Here is a 2813-nt window from a genome sequence, read left to right on the forward strand (position 1 = left end):
GCATCTCAGGCCACCGGCCAGGCCAGCAGCTCCAGGTGCCCCACACGCAGCGCAGCCGAGGCCGAGACACGCCGCTCGCGCCAGCCGCTCACGAGCGTGTGCGCGTCGGGGGCCTGCTCCAGCGCGGCGCCCGCCATGCCCTCGACCAGCGCCCGCTGCAGGGCGCCGGGCTCGATGCGCCAGTCGCTTTCGGCCTGCACGACCCGATGGCCGGCCGCCTTCAACTCGGCCGCCAGCAACGGCACCGCGCCGCCGGCGAGCGCCGGCCCCCCGAAACCTTTGTCGCGCCGCTGGTGCGCCGCGAACAGCTGCAGCACGGCCTCGTCGTCAGCATCGCGCGGCTCCCAGGCGATGCGCCCGTCGACGTTCAACGCGAACAGCAGCGCGGCGCGCGAGGCCTGGCAGCGCGCCGCGAGCCCGCCCAGCCAGACGGCCGACGCGAGATCGAGCAGGGCGGAGGCCGTCACCAGCCGGGCCTGCGGCAGCGGCAGCGCCGCCAGGTCCTGGACCAGGTCGGCCTGCACCGGGTGAAGCTCGGCCTCGAATCCCGCGCCCGACAGGCGCAGGCACTCCGTATCGCCGCGTAGCCAGTAGCCCTGCGCGGCCGCCCAGGCCTGCAGCGCGCGCGGCAGCTCGGCCAGCAGCTCCGGGTCGTGGTCCACCAGCCACCAGCGCTGCCGGCCCCCGAGCCGCGGCGCCAGGTAGCGCAGGTTGGCGCCAGTGCCGCAGCCCAGGTCCAGCACCGGGAACAGCGCATCCGGCGCCAGCGCGCAGCGTCCCCTCAGGCCGGGCAGGTCCAGGGACGCTGCGGCGGCCTCGCGCGCCGCCAGATCGCAGGGTTCGCGCAGCCGCAGCCAGTCGGCACTGAATCCGCTCATCACAGCTCCTCCAGGACGGTGGCAAAACGCGCGGCCGCGCTGCTCCACGACGGCAAGCGCTCACGTGCGCCGCGGGCGCCGGCCGACAACTCGGCACGCAGGGCGGGCCGCTCCAGCCAGCGCATCAAGGCTTCGCGCAGCGCCGCCACGTCGCCCGGCGGCACCAGCAACCCGGCCTCGCGCGGCACGGTGCCGGCGATCGCGCCGGCATCGCTGGCGACCACCGGCAGTCCGCGCGCCAGCGCCTCGGCGAGCGCCATGCCGTAACCTTCGTGGAAAGACGCCAGCACGAACAGGTCGGCCGCGTCGTAGAGCGCCTGCAGCCGCGCCTCGTCGACTTCGCCGTACAGCTGCACCCGAGCCTCCAGTCCATGGGCCACGATGGCGCGCCGCAGCGCCCGGGCGGTCTCGGCATCGCGCTCCAGGCTACCCACGCAGTGCAGCGTCCAGGGCCGCTCCTGCAGGCCGGCCAGCGCATCGAGCAGCACCCGATGGCCCTTGCGCGGCGTCAGCGTCGCGACACACAGCAGCGCCGGGCCGCCGGATGCCGCGCCGCTGCCGCGCGCCAGCGGCGCCGGGTCGGTCCCCGGCTCGACCACCGCAATACGCGGCGCGGGCACCGCGTAAGCGGCCAGCGCCCGCGCCGTGGCCGCGCTGGTGACGACCACCCGCCGCGCCGCCGCCAGGGCGCGGCCTTCGCTGTCGAACAGCGCCGCCCGCCGGGCCTCGCTCAGTCCGGTCTCCAGCGCCAGCGGGTGGTGCACCAGGGCCAGCCAGCGCAGCCGTGCGGCGTGGCGCGCCACCGACTCGGGCAGCACACCGAAGGCCAGGCCGTCGACCACCACGGGCAGGCCATCCGGCAAGGCCGCCAGGGCAGCCTCGGCGCCGTCCAGCGCCGCGCGGTCGGGCCAGGGGAAGTCGCCGTCCAGGCTCACCACGTCCACGCGCCAACCCCGCGTGCGCAGGCCCTCGACGATGCGGGCGTCATAGCGGTAGCCGCCGGTGCGCGTCGCCAGGTCGCCCGGCACGACAAAGGCGCAGCGCCGCGCCGCAGCGCTCACGAGACGCGTGCCCCGGGCAGCGGGCCTTCGTAGGCGGCCCAGGCGACATGCGACTCGTGCAGCGTCACCCGCAGGCTCTCGAGGCCGCCCGCGTGAGGACCCAGCTTGCCTTCGGCGATACGCCGGGCGATGCGGTCGAAGACGACGCGGGCCATAAATTCGGTGGTGGTGTTGCGTCCGGCGAACTCTGGCGCCTCGTCGAGGTTGTGGAAGTTGAATTCGCCCAGCACCTCCCTCAGCGCGACCGTCGCGAGGCCGATGTCGACCACCACCCCATCGGCGTCCAGCTCGCGCCGCCGCAGTTCCAGGTCCACCACATAGGTCGCGCCGTGCAGGCGCTGGGCCGGGCCGAACACCTCGCCGCGGAAGCTGTGGGCGATCATGAAGTGATCGCGGACGTTGACGCTGTACATGGAAGACGGTCCTCGCTGTGGAAAGGCAGTGAAAGGAAGGAAAAAAGCTCAGGGGTAGTCGATGCGCTGGCACAAGGTCCGGTCGCCCGGCCCGGCCAGCCGGGCCAGCACCTCGGGCAGCGCCTCGAAGGCGGCCGCGGGCGCGATCAGCCCGTCCAGCCGGGTATCGTCCAGCAGCGACAGGGCCAGCGCCAGCCGGCGCCTGTGGCTCCAGCGCCCGCGCCGGGCGGTCGCGACCTGGCCGACCTGCGAGCTCTGCAAGGTCAGGCGCCTGGCATGGAAGGCCTCGCCGAGCGGCACCTGCACCGGGCGCCGGCCGTACCAGCTGAGCTCCAGCACGGTGGCCTCGAAGCCGGCGAGGCCGAGCGCCGTCGCCAGGCCTGCGGGATGGCCGCTGGCGTGCACCACGATGTCGGCTTCGGCGCTGGCCTCGGCCGGCAGGCAGAAACGCGCGCCCAGCG

The 2813-nt window shown here is 74.9% G+C and carries 3 protein-coding genes and 1 pseudogene; all 4 read right to left on the minus strand.

The window, feature by feature from the left end; genetic code table 11:
* Positions 1-5 precede the first annotated feature (5 nt).
* Positions 6-878, minus strand: a complete 873-nt coding sequence (locus tag OOT46_RS30530; protein ID WP_265407390.1) for a class I SAM-dependent methyltransferase — start codon at positions 876-878, stop codon at positions 6-8.
* Positions 878-1939, minus strand: a complete 1062-nt coding sequence (locus tag OOT46_RS30535) for a glycosyltransferase family 4 protein (protein ID WP_265407391.1) — start codon at positions 1937-1939, stop codon at positions 878-880. Before OOT46_RS30535 ends, OOT46_RS30530 begins: the two co-directional genes overlap by 1 nt.
* Positions 1936-2352 (minus strand): 6-pyruvoyl trahydropterin synthase family protein, encoded by a 417-nt coding sequence (locus tag OOT46_RS30540; protein ID WP_265407392.1) that lies wholly within the window; start codon positions 2350-2352, stop codon positions 1936-1938. Before OOT46_RS30540 ends, OOT46_RS30535 begins: the two co-directional genes overlap by 4 nt.
* Before the next feature lie 48 nt (positions 2353-2400).
* Positions 2401-2813 (minus strand): annotated as a pseudogene (locus OOT46_RS30545) (dehydrogenase); the annotation flags it as partial.

The organism is Aquabacterium sp. A7-Y, from assembly GCF_026153205.1.
In the GTDB taxonomy this organism is placed as follows: domain Bacteria; phylum Pseudomonadota; class Gammaproteobacteria; order Burkholderiales; family Burkholderiaceae_C; genus Caldimonas.